General features: G+C 40.8%; 10 protein-coding genes. All 10 read right to left on the minus strand.

Annotation, left to right across the window (positions count from 1 at the left end):
• Positions 1-30: 30 nt before the first annotated feature.
• The 10 genes from FZF08_RS18320 to FZF08_RS18365 all read right to left on the minus strand — a co-directional run bounded on the left by FZF08_RS18320 (position 31) and on the right by FZF08_RS18365 (position 18227).
• Positions 31-3738, minus strand: coding sequence for a sensor histidine kinase (locus FZF08_RS18320; protein WP_159471381.1), 3708 nt, complete (start codon positions 3736-3738; stop codon positions 31-33).
• On the minus strand, positions 3735-6347 hold the full coding sequence (locus FZF08_RS18325) for a hypothetical protein (protein ID WP_159471383.1): 2613 nt from the start codon (positions 6345-6347) through the stop codon (positions 3735-3737). The genes FZF08_RS18320 and FZF08_RS18325 overlap by 4 nt, the downstream gene beginning before the upstream one ends.
• An 11-nt stretch (positions 6348-6358) precedes the next feature.
• A complete protein-coding gene (locus tag FZF08_RS18330; protein WP_159471384.1) occupies positions 6359-7180 on the minus strand; it encodes a class I SAM-dependent methyltransferase in 822 nt (273 codons plus the stop codon).
• A gap of 19 nt (positions 7181-7199) precedes the next feature.
• The gene (locus tag FZF08_RS18335) at positions 7200-9878 is read right to left on the minus strand and encodes a TonB-dependent siderophore receptor (RefSeq protein WP_159471385.1); all 2679 of its coding nucleotides are present in this window, start codon (positions 9876-9878) and stop codon (positions 7200-7202) included.
• Between the two features lie 18 nt (positions 9879-9896).
• Entirely contained in the window at positions 9897-13043 is a 3147-nt protein-coding gene (locus FZF08_RS18340) for a hypothetical protein (protein WP_159471386.1), read from the minus strand.
• A 14-nt stretch (positions 13044-13057) separates the two neighbouring features.
• Positions 13058-13477: an ATP-binding protein gene (locus FZF08_RS18345; protein WP_159471387.1), complete on the minus strand. Its 420-nt coding sequence runs from the start codon at positions 13475-13477 to the stop codon at positions 13058-13060.
• Positions 13478-13488: 11 nt separating this feature from the next.
• Positions 13489-13809, minus strand: coding sequence for an anti-sigma factor antagonist (locus tag FZF08_RS18350; protein WP_159471388.1), 321 nt, complete (start codon positions 13807-13809; stop codon positions 13489-13491).
• Between the two features lie 104 nt (positions 13810-13913).
• A complete protein-coding gene (gene glgX, locus FZF08_RS18355; RefSeq protein WP_159471389.1) occupies positions 13914-16034 on the minus strand; it encodes a glycogen debranching protein GlgX in 2121 nt (706 codons plus the stop codon).
• A 3-nt stretch (positions 16035-16037) separates the two neighbouring features.
• Positions 16038-16376 carry an STAS domain-containing protein gene (locus FZF08_RS18360; RefSeq protein WP_159471390.1) on the minus strand — a complete coding sequence of 113 codons (339 nt, stop codon included), beginning with the start codon at positions 16374-16376 and terminating at the stop codon, positions 16038-16040.
• A gap of 27 nt (positions 16377-16403) precedes the next feature.
• Positions 16404-18227 carry an AGE family epimerase/isomerase gene (locus tag FZF08_RS18365; RefSeq protein ID WP_159471391.1) on the minus strand — a complete coding sequence of 608 codons (1824 nt, stop codon included), beginning with the start codon at positions 18225-18227 and terminating at the stop codon, positions 16404-16406.
• Positions 18228-18267 lie beyond the last annotated feature (40 nt).

The raw sequence follows: 18267 nt of genomic DNA on the forward strand, positions 1-18267 counted from the left end.
GTTAAGTGTAAGTAGGTTCGATAAAGTGCATTATTGAATAACCGGCAATAGAATTTCTACTATTGTATATTCTCCGTCTTTGGAATTTATTGACATTTCTCCTTTGTGGAATTGAACAATATCTTTGCTCATATACAGACCCAAACCTGTTCCTCTGGACGTGGGTTTTGTAGTAAAAAATGGACTGAAAATCTGCTCAACTTCTTTTGCCGGAATTCCTTTTCCATTATCCCGAAACTGAATCCGGATTCCATCTCTGGCTTTTATCGTTGTGATGGAAATTTCCGGAACATAGTTTTTTTCTATTTTACTCTTTTCAAAAACTGCATAACAGGCATTACTGATAAGATTTTGTAAAACTTCCGAGAACTCATATGGCAAGAGACTCACTTTTACAGGTACTTTGTAGAGATCAAAATCCAGATGAAGTTCGCAGCCTTTGTAGTCGACCAGCACTTCTGCAAGTGCTGTTTTTGCTTTTGTTTCAAGAAAAACATTAAGCTCAGTAACCAGGAACTCCGTTGATTTTCCTTTCAGAAGTTTCTGCATATCTTTTACTATACGGGTTGTACTCGCTCCATGTTCGTAAATTTTTTCGAGATTTTTTTTAAGCATTACTACTCCACTTCCAAGATCATCCTGATCATCTTCGGTAAATCCATCCTGATATTTTTCAGTAACTTCTTCAATTTCCTGCAATAAGGATTTCGATGATTGGGAAAAATTATTGATATAGTTGAGCGGATTTAAAATCCTGTCTACGATTCCTTTTGTCAACTGACCCACTGACGCGAGTTTTTCCTGTCTGATCAATTCCTGCTGCGTCGATTTAAGATTTGAAAGCGTATTTTCAAGATTTTCGAGAATACTTGTTTTGATATAAGCACCGATCAAATGCTCTTTCAGATTGCGGACCATATTGAAATCACGGGGACCAAAAGCATGGCTATGTTCCATATTCTCCATCGTGATAAAACTTTTTACTTCGGTTTCCACCCGAATAACAATGGTAATGAGAGACTTAGGAGAAAACATAGTATCGATCGAACTGTCCAGATTTTCATATACAAAATCATTTTTGACAAAAATATCTTCAAAAACTTCTGTGGCTGAATCAATGTAACGATGCGCCGCCTGTTCGTAAGAAAGAGATACATCCTCCAAGGAAGCAATGGCCACTTTCCCGGCAAGTGCTATAAACTGGTAATTTTTTGTCGATTTGTTAAAAATCAGACCCGACGCACTGTCTACATTTTGAAATAAACAAAGCCGGTCAAGCACCATTTGAAATAATTTTTCGGTATTAACTTCACTGTTTATGGACTTTACAAATTCATCGATCCTTTCAAGCTGATCATTGGTCGCCGTAAGCTCTTCGGATTGTTTTTCAAGCTCCTCTTTTTGCTGAACCACTTCTTCCGTCCGCTCGTTTATCAGCGATTCCAGATTTTGTGTTTTGTTTGCAACAAATTCAATCCGTTTTTGTCTGATAATCAAACTTCCACCAATCATGGCTGCCAGATAAATCAGCATCGCCCACCAACGCTGATAAACCGGCGAAAGAATTGTGAAATCGAAAGAAGCTTCGTTGCTCTGGTTGTTATAAATGTTTTGAGCTTTCACCCGGAATTTATAATTCCCGGCGGGTAAATTGGTATATTCTTTCAGATATTTGGATGTCCAGGGCGACCAGGTTTTATCAAAATTTTCGAGGTAATATTGGAACAAAAGATTGTCGTCCGGAATCAGGCTTGCACCTGAAAATTCAAAGCTTATATCATTAAACTTATAGTCCAGTTTTGTGCTGTTTTCCCCCGGCTTGGTCGCTTCCTTAAATCCGTTGAAAAGTACGGTATCCCCTTTTGCAGTAATTTTCCGGATAAAAGCGGAGTAAGGAAGCGAATAAGAAATGTTCTGATTCCGGTCAAAACGGATCATTCCGTCCGCCCCGCCAAACCATACAATATTGTTGGCATCAGGGTAAATCACGTTGAAAGTCCTGTCTGCCAGCGGAAGAAAAGGTACGGTTACTTCTTTGTACCGATGATTTGCCTGCTTTTCATATAATGTTATAAATTTCTCATCCCCGTTGGTCGTCCAGATATCTCCCCTCGCATCCTGGCTTATCAAACTTTTCCAAACAGCTGATTTGTCTCTATAAAAAGCGGTAAAAGGCTCAAACCGCTCCGTGGTTCTTTCATATTGAAAAACACCTTTAATATTACTCACCAGCAACCCTGACGGACCAACCGAAATCCGGTTCAACAAACGTGTTGGCAAACCTTTTCCAGTGCTATAATCGATAACCTTTTGTGTGTCCTGATTAAATTTAAAAATCCCATTGGTCTGCGATTCCAGCCACAAATTGCCATCCTGATCTTCCGCCATTTTGAAAATCTGGCCATTAATACCCGGTATATTTTTTATGCGGCCACCCTTGGAAAGATCCATTTCCGCCAGACCGTTTTCCAATCCGAAATAAAGTTTTGACTTTAATTTTTTGGATTGATAAATACAAAAAGTAAAATCATCCGAAATCGGTGTTGCTTTATTCCCTTTTGAAATGCTGTAAACGCCACGGCTGGTGGCTGCATAAAGAATTCCATTGGCGCCTGTCAACGACCAAACTGCAACTTTAATGGATGGAAATGACAGGAATTTCCCATTGTCCAGATAGTATAACCCGCTACTGGTGGCCGTGAAAAGTTTTCCATCGAAACGAAAAATATCATTGATCTGACCTCTAAGATTCTCATTTTCGGAATAATAAGAAATCGGTGAAGTGATTGCCATTTGGGCAATACCATTATTCAAAGCCATCCAAAGACCACCCATTCTGTCCTGGATCCAAAAATTGACCCGTTCTCCAACAAAACGATCGTTTTCTCTGACACGACTGTTGATTTCTCCGTTTTCAGGATGTATGGAAAGAAAATTTCCACCCGAAGCAAAGATTCCCAGCGTATTGTCATTCATGACTTTTCCGCTAAAAATTTCCTTCCCGTTCAGATATTCATTTGCCTGAGATTGAAGTCTGCTTATAGCTCCATTTACGAAAGTAAAAATTCCCTGATGACTTGTGGTAATAAATGTTTTTCCATTCAAAAACAGGACAGAATTTACGTCTTGCACATTTTCAGTATCTTTTGCTAATGGCAACCGGAAGAAATTTCCATGATCAAAACGGGTCAAACCAACGCCGGTTTTGAAAATGTAAATAATATTATTTGCCAAAAACGCCGAAGTAATCGTTTCCTTTATTTTCCAGTTTTTCAGCGTTTTTCCCTTCCATAGAAAAATTTTATTCTTTGCTATGAAATAAATACCGTCGGCGTTTTGGAAAATACTGATTATTGCTCCAAAATCTCTTTCTGAATTACTAATACTGACAAAATTAAAGGAACCCGATTTGTCAGGTGACAGATAACCAAACTCATCGTTTCCACCCACTATAACCTGCTGCGCGCTATCCAGATAAAGTGCTGAAACTTTTGTAATATTCTTCGTTGGGATGGTTTTCCAAAATACGCCATCGTATTCCAGAACGCCGGCAAAATTACCGAAATACAGAACACCTTGTTTGTTTTGCACAATGGCAAAATTTTGTCCGTGTGCTTTATAATCTTTTGGAGAATAAAGCTTTATTAACGGTGCGGGCATTTCCTGCAAATTGCTTTGAGCGGTCAAAGGCAAAGCCTGAATAACGAGAAAAGCAACAATATATAAGAAGTATTTCATAAGGCCGGATTTGAAAAAGATTTAAAAACACTGCTTTCCAACCGGTTTCCAATCTTGCAATGGAAATCATCTTTTTTCCAGATCATGGTATGACCAAGTGTCGTAAAAGCCTGAAAATCTGTTACCAGTAAAATTTCCATAGCGGTTTCAGATAATATTTCCGAGGATGAAACCGCTGTTGCACAGAGTATGAATGTGGTTTCTTCAGACGGATAGTCTTCCAGCTGTTTAACAGCCGCAATTTTTGTAGTCACATTTAATCTGGAAAAATCTTTATTGATAATGTCGTATAATCTTTCCTGTACAGACATTCTTTGCTGTGGATACAAATTCTTAAATCTGAGTATTTTTTCTGATATTGATATATCTTCAAAAAGAGGTATAACCTGTGGCTTATGCTCTGGCGGAATAGCGATGTTCAGGATTTCTAAAAGATAACTTTTCGTATTTTCGTTTCTGGAACTAATTGATTTTTGAACTTCAAAAAGCCTGTTATCTTTTGTTAGTAAAGTCAGGATATTAAGCAGTTTCAAAATAGACCGGTTGTATTCTCTGACCAGTTCCGGCCCCAAACTGCTGTCCACCGGAAGCGTGCTGAACAAATCTCGTTGTGCGGCAATAACCCAAATGATAAATCCGATATGCAAACGCACCTCTGTAACCAGATTTGACCTTTCAATCAGGTTGACTCCGTAACCCATAGCAGCCAATGATTCATACACTTTATCCTTGACACATTGCACAGGATCATTTAATTTTTGACGTAAGGAACGTATCGCCTTATCTCCGCCAATAGTGAAAATAATTTCCACGCAGCTCAATTGAACATCAACATCCTCCCTGGAAAGATCGAAATACTCATCCAGCGCCGGAATGATGCGATCTCCCGTTTTGACTATCGCCAACCGCGTTTCCCTGAAATACTTTTTGCTACACAGATTTTCAAATAAATAATTCCAAAGTTCCGGATTTCCGTTTTCTCCGGATGCGATGATGGCTGCTTTTTTAATAATTGTATTAGTACTTTGAAGATGTGGGATAAGGTATTTAAAGGACAAAAATCTTTTGGATCTGCCAAGCATCACAATCCCTTCCAACACCTCCGGGAGACTTTCGGATAAAGATTTACTAACTATTGATTCAAAAGAAATCCTGCCGTCATCTTCTAAATTCTTCTGTGTCAATTTTGAATTCTGTTCCAATGCATTTGCCTTTGTAACATTTGCCGCAGGTAATGAAAAAAGGCTTGAAAGCATATTTTGGTATTCGGTTTGCATCCGGAAAGAGGCAATTGCCCAGCCAATAAGAATGATGAGAAAGGCACACATCACGTAGATCGGCGCACCCAGATTAACACTGACAAGCAACAGTAAAATAACGCCTGCTGAAATGTACCCCAACGGTTTTGCATAAATTTCAACTTTGTTTTGCAATGCCATACTTTCCTGTTTTTCAAGCGGTTGATACAGAATTTGGAAGGATGTATCACTAAAAGATTTTTTGACCGAAATACACAAAAACCGGCTTAATAAAATGAAAAAGAAGACAGAAAGATCAAAGGAGCTGATGGTAATGGCAAATACAAAAACGAGTACCAGCGCAACAGGAAGCAGGATTATTCCGGAAATCAAACCAAAAGTTCGAATTGTGAAACGGTAAAAAAACACTTTTACCAGCAATTCAATAATGGCAGAAATAAAGAAAAATTGTCCCAGAAAAACAGTAAGCTGATCTTTGGCAGGAAACTGGTTTTTAACTTCAACTGAAAAAATAAATTCTGCAAAATAAACACCTAAAACCGGCACCATACCCAAAAGAAAAACCAGGTGTTTATAGTTCTTTTTTGTAGGAGAATCGTCCGCTGAACTTGCGAAAAAATCCGGTTTTGCAAATTTGATTTCATTTAGTGTCCATACTTTTCTTATCTCAGTTTCGCCGTCAACTTGTGTTTCTTTAACCGGTTGCACTGCACTTTCCTTAGGTTTTGTAGATAATTTAGTATCGTATTTTTTGATGATCACCATCATGATCCCAAGGGAAACCAGTAGCGCTCCCAAGCTGATATAAAGCAATTCTTCGGTGTGCAGAACTTTTGCACTAAGCAGCACATTCACAGCGAAATAGCTTACAATCGAAGCCACCACATCACCCGTTGCAATTAGGCTAAAAATACGTTTCGCCTGTTCAAGATTAAATATTTTGGATGATGAAGTCCAAAAGGTAACGTTACTGACATACACGGAAATCCGGTTCCAGATGAACATAACCAGCGTAATGCCTTTCCATGAAAAAGTTTCATAGAAGTAAAGCATCACGGCCACGGAAATAAACTGAAAAACGATCAGTGCGACGGATAACTTTGTAAAATTGATTTTGGTTTGAAAAGAAACGTTGATCTTCCCAATGAAAAAAAGCAGGATACCTCCGGCAATGTAAGCCACCGGAAGCATTGCTTTTGAATAGTTTACCAGAAAGAGTGCATTGGCTACGATATAAAATATATAAATGGATATTCCGCTGAAAAAGGAATAGGCAAGTAAAAGCAAGACAGGTTGTTCCTCGTCTTTCTTTATATTAAAAGTAGTATGCAGCGACTGCCTGGTTATCATTTGTTTACGTATTAAATAGATGCTTTTTGAGCCAGATAAACGCCTTGTTTGAAGAACAGACTAACGTTGTCATCTTCAAAGGAAATTTGGGTCTTTTGAGAAAAACCGTGGCCTTCCATTTCTACCATTTCGAGCAGATAACTGTTTAGTTCCTTTAACTTTCCCATATCTCCCTGCAACTCTGAATACAGGCGGTATTTGCTATTAAAATTGTAGGTAAAGGCTTTTGCAAGTTCATATTTCTCAAATCTTGCATTTTCAAGCAGATAGTAAAATGCTTCCTGGGTGATGAAATTTCTGTTTTCCACCAGTGAATCATAGCCGGCCAGACTGTCTTTTTTACGGAACATATTTCTGTAAAAATGCACTGTCGAATCATCCAGAATCGTCTGCCACAAGATCAATTTTCCGCCTGGTTTCAGTATTCTGAAAATTTCGCTGATCATTTTCACCTGCTCACCTGCCGGTAATTCATGCAATACCATTTTGGTAATCACTTTATCGAAAAAATTATCCGGATAATCCATCGAAGCCGCACTATTCTGCTGGTAAGAAACCGATCTTACCTGACCAATAGAATCAAGAAGTTCAGACACTTCAATCTGTGCTCTTTGAAGTTGCACGATGCTGTATTCCAGAATATAATAATCAATTTCAAGCATTGGTTCTCTGCAAATAATTGCCTGGGTTACAGGCGCATATCCTGCTCCGCAATCCAGTATTACCTCACCATCCTGCGGATCGATGATCGCCACGAGATCATCAAACATATCATCACTGAAATTGGTAACACTTTCATAACGGATCACTCTTTCATCATAGGAATTTTTCATAGAAGTCGGGTTAAATTTGTTAAAAGTTAAGAATAAAGCGGAGCATCGAATTTATGCCCTTCTGAGGAGTTCGATAAGCCTGGTCTATGCCGTTTGCGCTTCGGATTCCCGGATCGGAATACTGGGCGTTCAAGACATTATTTACAATCAATTGGGTCTGAATTGCCGTTGTAAGCTTGTAAGTGACAGCGGCGTTGATCAGGCTAAAAGCTGGAAAGAAACCATTAGGCTGCGGATTTGCCGGAACAGAAGTGCCCTGGCCTACCCTTCTTTTTGATACATAATTGAATCTGAGGTTCACATTCAGCCTGTCATTTTTTAGAAAAACGCCATTGATACCGGCATTAAAATGATTGCGGGCAATATCACCAACGATCAGTTTTTTATTGGTAATGGCGTCCTGAACTATACCTCCGGCGATAGAATCTTTTTTGGCATTTGTATAAGTGTAATTACTGAAAAGACTAAAATTCCGGGAAATTTTATAATCAAAAACCGCCTGAACACCGGTGACGTATGACTTGCCCGTATTATTTTTTTGCAAGGTGTAACCATTGTTGTACGGCACTGAAATTTCTTCGATGATATCCTTATATATGGCATGATAAACACTCACATCCAGTCTGGCATTTTTCATCGGGCTGAAATTGAACGAGACTTCATAATTATTGGCCCCTTCCGGTTTTAGATTCGGGTTCGCAATCATCCTTGTAGGCGCAGATGTCGAATACCGGTCCCGGCTCGACGCATCCTGAAAAGCTCTGGCATAAATGGCTTTGATCACAAATTTTCCAGGGGTGTAAACGACCGCAACACGTGGATTGAACTGTGCTCCATAACCGCCGCTTCTGCGGATTTGGCTATAATCAAAACGTTCGCCCAAAGTCACACGCAGTGATTTGTGCACTTCGTAAGTGCCCTGCGCATAGGCTCCGATATTAATTTGTTCAAATAAATTTCCACCCGGAACATTATCAAAATCACTTTTTCCAAAATCCTGCGCGCTGATATAATAGTCATCCCGAAGCGTTGAATCAATTGTAATTTTTTTATAATCTCCCTGGATCACACTTTGTCGAACCTCTAACCCACCAACAATATCAAGCCTGGAATTGGGGTTATAAAGTACCTTTAACTCGTTCCGGTATTGTTGTGATTGCTGATAATAAAACTGGGTACGCCAGAATGGAGCTGTGTTTTTCAATAAACTTGCACCGGTCAATGCTTTATTTGAATAATTACGGATGGTCACAATCCGGGAATGATCATTAATTTGTGTGGTGCGGTATTGCGAAGTATTGATAATTATGAGCTTGTCCTTGATAATCTCTTTTTCATAAATAGCATAATAAAGTGCCTGTCTGGGCTCCCATAAATTTCCATTGTCGGAACCTGCACGGGAATTGTCATTTGAATAATTGATTGATCCCTGAACATTCTGCCATTTTTGAAAACCAAGTGTAAAATCACTGACTTTCAAACTTCCCTTAATATAAAAATGCTCCAACTTGTTAGAATAGCCGATTGGGCTACCATTCAGATTTCCCTGCAAAGCGGCTTTATCAAAATTCCGGGCCGCACTTGCTCCCAGATCCGTAAGATTTGCCGCCGTCACATTTCCGTTAATATCTTTGGCTACGGTATAATAGGCATTCCCATCCTGAATTTTATTTGCATTAACAAAAGCGGCCGCGCCCGTGGTGACGCTCATTATTTTTTTATAATCGATCTTGTCATAATCCGCAGGATTGAAACTGTATTCATCATATTTTGACAAATTCTGCTCGTTGGAATAATACGCTCTTGACGTTATTGAAAAGACAATATTTTTAAACTTTGCGGCCGCTGTAACATCGGCATATTTGGTTTTGTAAGCACCATAACCCATGTCCGCGGCAACACCTGTCTTTTTGTCTTTTTTGATAAAATCACCTGGTTGTTTAGTTATTACATTGACCACTCCCAAAAAGGCATTGGCACCATACATTGTGGAAGCCGGACCGTAAACAATTTCTATCCTGCTAACATTTGAAATTGGAAACTGGCGGTTCCAATACACAAAATTTCCCCAGAAATCATTTTCTTCAATCCCATTGATCATAAACAACGTTCTTTCCGTATTGCTTGAACGATAACCTCTCTGGTAAATATTGGAATACGTTGATCCATAAGTTCTTGACACGTCAAAACCTGGCAAATCACTGAATAATGCTTCAAGATCAATATACCCCCGCTGCTTAATTTCCTCACTTGTCAGAACCATTACGGTGGCTGGTGCTTTGTTGATATCTTCCAGTTTTTTGGAAACCGAACTTACACGAACGACTGTTTGCTGGGCATTTTTTAGCAGATTTACGATTGCGATAAACCGAACAGAAACCGACAAATCCAGGTCTGGCTCGTAGGCAGGATTCATCGTCAGCATTAACCTGATATTTTCCGTAGCCTTTTCAGTTGAATCAATCGCCAGATAAGTCATAGAAAGAATTTTATAGGCATTGATCTTTTCTGTATCACTGAAACCTTCTTTCAGACAAGGATCGAGCAAGCCAAAAACTTCCTGAAAATTCCCGTTATTATATTTTTTCTGCGCTTCGGCTATTTTAAATTCCCCGCAAATATCCTGTCCAAATACAGGCAGAAATGGCCCGGACAAGAATAATAACAGCAGAATTAAAATGTAAATATTCAATTTCATAACCACGCTGATTAGAGATTACTCCCTGATTGTTTTCTGATAATCAATGTCTTTTCCGATATAGGTATTCCATTCGTCGGTAGTAAAATTTCGCTTTACCATGGATAGAACTTTTGCATAAAGCAGATCGGTGTTAATATCCCAAACCCGAACAGATTTGTCGGCACCACAGGAAATGAGTTTGTTGCTATCGGCTGTGAAACACAGGTCCATTACCCAATTATCATTGTCGCGGATCACAACCGGCTGCTGTTGCAACAGTATATCTTTATAATTCCAAATGTGGATGGAGCCGTCAAAACTGCAACTGGCCATCTTTTTACCATTTGGTGAAAAAATGATACTGTTCACGGCCGACGTATGTCTTCCGGTAATAGAACTTCCTCTACCGTTAATGGCATTATTTTTAAGATTCCAGGCATAAATTGAACCGTAATTATTGCTGGTAATAAGTCTTTTTCCATCCGGACTAAAAGCCAGAGAAGAAACCTGGTTACCAAATTCCAGTCCGTTGTAAACAAGCGGATCTTTTTTCAAATCACTCAAATCAAAGGCCAGGATTTTACCTCCCGTAGAACCACACATTAGAACTTCACCGTCCGGACTGATAGCTGCGCACAAAAGTGCATGTCGGGAATGGACATTTTGAATTGAATCCAGTGCGTTTCCATTCACTTTCCAGGAACGAATACCACCTTCCGAGCTAATTGAAATGAGATTTGTATTGTTGTAAAGCAAGGTATTCACCGGTGCATTTTGAGCCCTTATCACTTTTGGAGGAGCTGTTGCCAGCGCATTATTCCACCCAAAAAGACGTCCGTCACTGCTTCCGGCAAAAACATTTTTCCCATCGGCAGAAAATAATACAGACCTCAAATCTTTGTTCACGCCTTTCGGGATCGGGAAACTTTCAGGCTTTTGCGACATATTGGCCAGCGACCAGATTTTCACCGTGCCGTCTTCACTGGCGGAAGCCAATTTTGTATGATCAGCATTGATTGAGATCGACCTGACGATGTCCGTATGTCTTCTTAAAACCGTTTTAGACTCAGCCAGTTTTGAAAGTGCGTTAAAAACATCAGGAGAATCCTTCGCATCCTTATCATTAAAACGATAAGCCTGCAAAGCCAAAAGTGCTGCGATATCATCCTTACTTTCAGGCATTTGATAGGATTGTATCGCAATAGACCGCGCCACTGCAAGTAACCTGAGCTGTTTTTCTTTGTCTGTTGCGGCATCCGCCTTTTCTCGTTGTCTGTTTGCAACCAGGACCAGCGTATCCACTTTTACCTTTTGTCTTAAAACTTCCAGTTTTTCGTTCTCTACAATTCTCTTCTGCTGTTGGGTTTCTTCCAAAGCTTTTTTGGCCACCTTTTCACTCTGATTTGCAAAAAGTGTTGCTTGTACGGCTTCTTTCTCTTTTTTAACAGCAATCTCTCTTTGCTGAAATGCAATCTGCTTTTGCTCGTCCGTTAACAGCCTCTGCTGTTCAGCAATCTCCTGTTGCTGCTCGGCAATTTTACTTTGGACAACAGCTTCTTTGGATTGTTCTTCCGCACGTTTCCGCTCCGTTTGGGCCACCTGTTCTTTAATGTCTGATTCTTTTAAAGCCTGCTTTGTCTCCGCCTGTAAATAAGTTAGATATAGCACAGCAACCGTTGCAACAATTGCCAATCCGATACCCATAATCGCCAGATACCGACTTTGAGTCAGCGCTTTTCTTTGTTTATCAGCCTGGCTTTTAACGGCAAACTCATATTCTTTTCTACTGTATTCCAGATAGTTAATCGCTCTTTCGAAGTATGGGTCGTATCTTTTTGCCCATTCAGCGGTTGGTTTATTTTCTTTTTGCCATTTTAACCCAAGCTGTAATTCGGGGTTGACCCACAAACCTGCTTTTCCATCATTATAAAGAAGGGCCGTTGTGCTTAGTTGTTTGTAAAGTTTTGCCGATTCAAGTTCCTCATCAATCCAGCGACTTAGCCGTTTCCAAAGATTCAGAATTCGCTCAGCGGTAAGATCAATAATGGTATCAGGGCTCAGAAATATTCCCTGGTGCGGCGAAAGAAAAGAAACGCCTCTTTCACGAAACGCATCTATCACATCAATTAATTGATATTCAGGAACGCCTGTAATTTTAACAAGATCTTTAAGTGGTGTTGGACGTAATGTTGGCGCATCATTTGCACCGAGTACGATTAGTGTTTTGAATAATTTTTCAGCGGCATTTTTCCTTCTGTCATCCAGCTTTTGATTATAGATTTCCTCTGCATGGACTGTAATCGAATTTTTCATCGTGCCAATTGCCTCATATTCAATTACAGAAATGGGCACGGTTGTCAACTGCGTAGCACTCCATTTGTTCCACGTACGAAGCAAAGCATGTTGCAGAATCGGCAAAGAATCAGGATTATTCTCAATTTCCAAAAGAAGAATTTTTACAAGTTCCGGCGTAATTTCTGCTCCCGAAGTCTCAATCGGTTTCACGATCACTTCCCGGACTTCCCGCTGTGTCATTTTTGGAAGCAGATAGTAACCCAGATTTATCGCTTCGGTCAATCCTTTAAAATCGGTACAATGATCCAGATAATCCGAACGCATCGTAATGGCCGCATAGGCGAGCGCATGTTCCGGGTTGATCAGGGTTAGAATTATTTCGATAAAAACAGACGCTTCGGCTCTTGTTTCCCGGTCACCGCCCACAGCCATCTCATACCGGAATACTTCTTCAAACTGATCGATAACCAGTAAAAGCTTGTTTCCGCCCAAAGCGGAAACAAGCTTCAAAACCAATTCTTCAGCACTATTCAGCGACAATTCGGTTTCAGATAATTCTTCCGGCACATCGGTAATTGCCATTTTTCTAAGCTGCGCGTACAAAGCACCAACCAGGTTACGCACAGGATGTGCGCCGGGCTTGAAAACCACCACTGTCCATGCCTCTTTTTCCTCAATGGATTTTTCCAAAGAAGGAATTAACCCCGCTTTTATCAGCGAAGATTTACCGCTACCCGAAGAGCCAATCAGCGCAAGAAAGCCACTTCCAAGCAGCTTTTGACGAAGCTCTCTGATATGACTGTCCCTGCCAAAAAATAAAGCATGGTCTTCATATTCGTAGCTTCTTAGCCCGGGAAAAGGATTGGACAGCGTGGTAATATCGACCATATTATTATTTACTTTTACGCTTTTTTCATTATAAATTTATTCCGATTCTTACCTGTCGAGAAATCGTAAGAAAAATCATCTACGCCATTGATTGTCAGAAAAATACCTAACCCTCCAATTTCTCTTTCTTCCAGAGGAACCGACAGATCGAGCTCATCCGGCAGTTCATTTTCCAATGGGTTAAATGGTTTGGCATCATCTTCCAGAATGACGATCAACTCGTTTTCCGTGATTTCACTCAGCAAACGGTATGTTCCTTCAATCTTCTCACTTTCATAACCATACAAGATGATATTCGTAGCGATTTCGTCGATCGCCACTTTTAGATTGTAAGTAGATTTCTTGGATAATCCAGCCTCTTGCGCAAGCTCTCCTATGCAGTCCCGCAATGGGTCCAGAGAATCTACATTACCCGGAAAACTTCTGGTTTCCATGCCCATAGGATCTATACAGGATATTGATCGACAATTGTTACACTGTGATGAAGGCCCGTTTTTTCGAGCGTATCAATGATTAATTCCTGTGGTTTTACAATAAAAATGTTAAGCCCAACGCCTATTTTTTGTTTTGAAAAAATAAGTACACGAAGTCCGGCTGATGACATAAAATCAAGTTTTTCCATGTCCAGTACCAGTGTCGTGATAGACCTGGTAGTCAGTTTTTCAATTTCCGTTTGGAAAACTCTTGCCGACAGGGAGTCAAGCTCTCCTACCAGTGTTAACGTTGCTACCGGTTCAGCGACAACAGAATCTATTTTGAAAGCCATGAGTATTTTTTGTTTTATAGTTTTTTAAAAGTTTTTAGCGATTAGCTGTTGGCGATTAGCTGGTTGATAGTCGAAACTACTCGCTAATACCTAAAAGCTAACATCTATTTACCAACAAGAATGATCGTCGACCTTCCGCCAACCAGGAATCTTCCTTGTTCGCTCAGGATTGGTTCTTTGCCGATTTCGAAAATATCCTCGCCCGACGGCATGCTTGTATTTACGGCCAGGTACCAGTTTCTTCCCGCCGATAATACCGGAAGTTCATAATAAAGAGCATCCCAATAGGTATTCATCGCGACATAAATCATGTCATCTTGGATCGTTCCGTTTTTGGCATGGGCACCGTCCAGCATAAACGCAAGGCATTTGCTGGAATCAGAATAATCTGGCTTCCAGGCTTGTGTTCCGTGGAAACTGATATCAGGAAATCCGCTGCCAACATAATCCCTGTGCTGGAAATGCGTCGCACTTCTCAGTACCGGATGCGCTCTTCTGAACCGCAGAATGTGGCGGGCAAAATTGTAGATATCGGCATTCTTTTTCAGTAATCCCCAGTCGGTCCAGTTCAGTTCGTTATCGTGACAATAGGTATTGTTGTTACCATATTTCGTGACGCCCATTTCATCTCCTGAAAGAATCATCGGAACGCCCTGACTAACCATCAGGATTGAAAGTGCATTTTTGATCTGACGATGACGAAGCTGATTAATGCCAGCATCTTCGGTTTCTCCTTCTACGCCGTGATTCCAGGAATCGTTATCATTTCCACCATCATTATTGTTTTCACCGTTGGCGATGTTGTGTTTTTCATTGTAAGCGAAAAGATCATACAAGGTAAACCCATCATGACAAGCAATGAAGTTGATACTGGCTGTTGGTCCGCGGTAGTAATAAAGATCAGGAGAACCCTGAACGAGCTGGGCCATTTTGCCAACTAATCCATCATCACCTTTCAAAAACTTACGGATACCATCACGGTATTTTCCATTCCATTCAGCCCAGCGACCATAAGCAGGAAATGATCCAACCTGATACAATCCTCCCGCATCCCAGGCCTCAGCAACCAGTTTGCATTTTGCCAGAATCGGGTCATGTGCCAGAGATTCCAAAAGTGGCGGATTGCTAAGCGGCGCACCGTTCTGGTCACGGCCAAGAATAGCCGCAAGATCAAAACGGAAACCGTCAATATGATAATCAGCAGCCCAGTAACGAAGGCAATCCAGTACCATATTCCGCACAACGGGGTTGTTACAATTCAACGTATTTCCTGTTCCGGAAAAGTTGAAATAATAACCTTCCGGCGTCAGCATGTAATATGTTTTGTTGTCAATTCCGCGGAAAGAAATCGTATGTCCACGGTGATCACCCTCGGCAGTATGGTTAAATACTACGTCCAGCATGACTTCTATACCATTTTTATGCAATTCCTTGATCAGCGTTTTCAACTCGTCAACCTGCATTCCAAACTTCCCGGTAGCCGCATATCCCGCTTTCGGCGAGAAGAAATTAACAGTACTATATCCCCAGAAATTGACAATCAAACCGCCGGTGACCGGATTTTCCTTACTGTTTTCCCACTCATCAAATTCATAGATCGGCATGAGTTCAACGCAGTTGATACCCAGTTCTTTCAGATAAGCGATTTTACTGCGAATGGCTGCAAACGTACCGGGATTTTTGACTTCCGCAGACGGGTGTTGTGTAAATCCCCTAACGTGCATTTCGTAGATCACAAGATCTTCAATCGGCGTTTCCAGCGGATGGTCATTTTCCCAGTCGAAATCTTCAAAAACAAGACGTGAACGGTAAGGATAAATGTCGTCCCAGTTTGGTTTTGCCAACCAGGTATCGCGTCCGCCGATGGCTTTCGCATACGGATCGCTCAGGATAATACTTTTGTCAAAACGATGGCCTTTTTCAGGATTGAAAGGACCGTCCATTCGATAACCGTATTCCAGTCTTTCATAATCAAGATCAAAAACGATCATTGAATATACATTTCCTGTACGGAATTCCTCAGGAAAACGGATTTCAGCAAAGGGTGCAGATTCCCCTCTTTCAAATAAAACCAGCGTGCAATCAATCGCCTCACTGGAATAAATACTGAAATTGATACCATTTGGAACCATTGTCGCACCAAACGGAAGCACATGACCTCTTCTGAATTTAATCCCTTCCTGTTCGTGGGTCGGATAATAATCTATGCGTATGTCTGTCGCCATGGCCTAATCCTGTTTTAAAAAGGAAAGTGCTTCATCCTGTTTTTCAACGATTTTGAAAAAGTTGATAAACCCCGTCATCGACATTACATCCTGAATTTCTTCCGAAACTCCTACCAAAACCACTTTTCCTTCTTTGGCTTTTACATTTCTGTAAAGCATCAAAAGTACCCGCAGCCCGGCGCTGGACATAAATTCAACTCCGGTCAGATCGATCGCGATGATGTTTGATTTTTCCGTTGCCAGTTTCGTACTCCGTTCAAATTCGGGAGCCGTTTTACTATCAATGTTGCCTTCTACTTCGACAACAGCGATGTCGTCGAAGTCTTTAATTGTAACTTTCATAGGAATTTCGTTAGTATGTTTTTACAACTACTTGGCAGGACTGATCTGTACTTTCACACGAACAGCTTTGTCAGATTCCGGCAAGGTAACTGTCAGCGCCTGCGCATCGAAATTTGTGTATGGAACATCGTCAATAAATACTTCGCTGATGTAGATACTTCCTTGTGGCAGAATATCCGGCGAAACGCGAAGGATATTATCTTTAAACCCACCCGGATACGGTTTGAAGTAGAAATAAGTCGGCTCTTTTGTAATCAGCAAATTGATATAAACCGCTGATAAATAACACAATTCAGTACTGTGATACGCACTCATCGAGTGACTTCCTTTGAAACGTTCCGTTCCTAAAAGGTAAGGCATACCGTTTGAGAATACGTTGAAATATACACCGCCATCGTCTGTATCAAGGAAAAACGCGTTGTAGAAAGCAGCAGATTCACGAGCGTATTTTTTGTAGTCTTCATCACCCAAAACACCGTACATGATCAGGTAAGCCAAAATCGCTTGTTCCTGCTGCCACCATGCTTTGCGGTCATGCCATACAAACTGGTGTTTTCCACCGGTTTTGGCTACACGTTCCACCACATCATACCATCCGCCACGTTGCTGATCCGAACCAGCTGATGGCATTAGTTCCGCGATTTTTTTCGCAAAAGCAAGGTATTCGTCTTTTGGTGTCAGAGACTGCTGACGGATTAGATTCCATGCAATTTTCAGGTTGTGCCCTACTACCGCACGATTTTGCTGCCATCCCCAGGTCTGGTCTTTACTCCAGTCTTCATGGAATTTTTCCTGAACGAATGGACTGTTTTCATAATCAGGGAAATATTTTGTGATCGTATCAAAGGTATATTCAAGGAAATCAGCATGTTTTTTCTCGCCTGTTGCCAAATACAAATTGATCAGATAAGCCGGTGCGTGATCACCAACCGAGTTCCAGTTTTTACGGGCACGGTTATGAGCCAATGACTCTTCGTGTGCATCCATAGAAATCGGGTCAAGGTGAGAGAAATAACCTTCGCCGTCATGATCTTTGAAATATTTTTCAAAAAGATCAATTGTTTTATCAATATCAAAACGGATTTTAGGATCTCCCGTGATGCGGTATGTCTGCGTTGGTCCTGCCAGTGCGTAGATCTGCTCGTACATAGGAAGCGAATCCAGATCATCACCAAATTCAGAAGTCAAAAGTTTTGTTTCCTTCTGGCCTTCCACTTTCAAGCCATGGTACCAATACACAAGATCGTCGTCCTGGTCAAAGAAGCGCATGTGGTCACGAAGGTATTCCGTTCCCAGTTCTGCACCTTCCAGAAATTCTTCTTTTCCTGTCAACAAATAAGCCGAAGCAAATCCGTAAACCATACGGGAAATTGTGTCTGTTTCCTGAAGATAATCTCCTTTTTTAGCACCACCCAGATGCAGCATCGTGCGGTAGTTCTTGTAATTAATTTCGTCTTGTGGATAGTTAAACTGCCATTTCAAATAACTCGTAGCGATAGAACTAATTTGCTCAATCCACCAGTTTTGTTCTTCATGACGATAAGCGGACGGCTCATTTCCCGGAAACACAAGCTGCTGCGCTTCAAAAGTTGCTGAATCCTGACCTGCATTTGGATAAAACGTACCGTAAGCAAAAACGTACTGTCCGCTGGTAGATAAGAAAGTATCGATTTCGCCCGGGTTCTGCCATCCTTCTGTAAGGTTACGCGTTCCGCGTGCATATGTCGAAGGAATCAGGTTTACCTTGAATTTCCTCTGGTCCGAAGTTTCTAAAAGAAACCAGCGTTCCTGTGGATTGAAGCCATACACATAGCCCGCGATGGTGTCTGAAAAGGTGAAGTCTATATTCATTTGAGTAGATAAAAAGGGTTATTGATTTAAATTTTCAGAT

It is taken from the genome of Dyadobacter sp. 3J3 (genome assembly GCF_009801115.1).
GTDB lineage: Bacteria > Bacteroidota > Bacteroidia > Cytophagales > Spirosomataceae > Dyadobacter.

Bases quoted from the DNA above. Each gene is read 5' to 3' on its own strand.
- FZF08_RS18360 (WP_159471390.1), bottom strand. From the start codon at position 16,376: ATGAAAGTTACAATTAAAGACTTCGACGACATCGCTGTTGTCGAAGTA.
- FZF08_RS18330 (WP_159471384.1), bottom strand. From the start codon at position 7,180: ATGAAAAATTCCTATGATGAAAGAGTGATCCGTTATGAAAGTGTTACC.
- FZF08_RS18365 (WP_159471391.1), bottom strand. From the start codon at position 18,227: ATGAATATAGACTTCACCTTTTCAGACACCATCGCGGGCTATGTGTAT.
- FZF08_RS18345 (WP_159471387.1), bottom strand. From the start codon at position 13,477: ATGGAAACCAGAAGTTTTCCGGGTAATGTAGATTCTCTGGACCCATTG.
- glgX (WP_159471389.1), bottom strand. From the start codon at position 16,034: ATGGCGACAGACATACGCATAGATTATTATCCGACCCACGAACAGGAA.
- FZF08_RS18325 (WP_159471383.1), bottom strand. From the start codon at position 6,347: ATGATAACCAGGCAGTCGCTGCATACTACTTTTAATATAAAGAAAGAC.
- FZF08_RS18340 (WP_159471386.1), bottom strand. From the start codon at position 13,043: ATGGTCGATATTACCACGCTGTCCAATCCTTTTCCCGGGCTAAGAAGC.
- FZF08_RS18320 (WP_159471381.1), bottom strand. From the start codon at position 3,738: ATGAAATACTTCTTATATATTGTTGCTTTTCTCGTTATTCAGGCTTTG.
- FZF08_RS18350 (WP_159471388.1), bottom strand. From the start codon at position 13,809: ATGGCTTTCAAAATAGATTCTGTTGTCGCTGAACCGGTAGCAACGTTA.
- FZF08_RS18335 (WP_159471385.1), bottom strand. From the start codon at position 9,878: ATGAAATTGAATATTTACATTTTAATTCTGCTGTTATTATTCTTGTCC.